Consider the following 721-nt stretch of genomic DNA (forward strand, 5'->3'; position numbering starts at 1 on the left):
TCCCTGGATCGCCGCCTATGGCAGCCTGGCGGTGGCCGCGCTGATCATGCTGGAAAGCCTCGGCCTGCCGCTGCCCGGCGAAACCGCCCTGGTCTCCGCCGCGATCTATGCCGGCACCACCCACCGGATCGACATTTCGGTCCTCATCCTCGCCGCCGCGGCGGGTGCCATCGTCGGCGGCGCCGCCGGCTACTGGATCGGCCGCAACGCCGGCTACCCGGTGCTGCTCCGCCATGGCCGCCATATCGGCCTGACCGAGCGCCGGCTGCGCGCCGGCCACTGGCTGTTCGAGAACCATGGCGGCAAGATCGTCGTCTTCGGCCGTTTCTTCGCGGTGATGCGCGCCCTCGCCGCCCTGCTCGCCGGCGTCACGGTGATGGAGTGGCGCCGCTTCATCGCCTTCCAGACCCTCGCCTGCCTCATCTGGGCCGGCATCTATGGCGGCGTCGCCTACATCTTCGGCAAGCAGATCAACCGCTTCGCCGGCCCGCTCGGCGCCGCCGCGGCGGTCGTCATCGTCGCCGTCGGCGTGGCGATGGTGGTCCTCGCCCGCCGCCACGGCGAGCGGCTCGAACGCGCCGCCGCCGCCCGCGCCACCCTCCCCGACCAGCTTCCGCACAAGAGATGACCGCAACATTGCTGATCGCCGGGCTCGGCTATACCGGCCGCGCCGTCGCCACCGCCGCCCGCGATGCGGGCTTCGCCGTCCTCGCCACCGCGC

1 protein-coding gene is annotated in these 721 nt (G+C 72.5%); it reads left to right on the top strand.

The features are described 5' to 3' along the window. The coding region (locus APM_RS12820) for a DedA family protein (protein WP_007423800.1) at window positions 1-628 on the top strand (628 nt) is incomplete at its 5' end. Between the last annotated feature and the right edge of the window lie 93 nt (window positions 629-721).

This window comes from Acidiphilium sp. PM (genome assembly GCF_000219295.1).
GTDB classification, from domain to species: Bacteria; Pseudomonadota; Alphaproteobacteria; order Acetobacterales; family Acetobacteraceae; genus Acidiphilium; species Acidiphilium multivorum.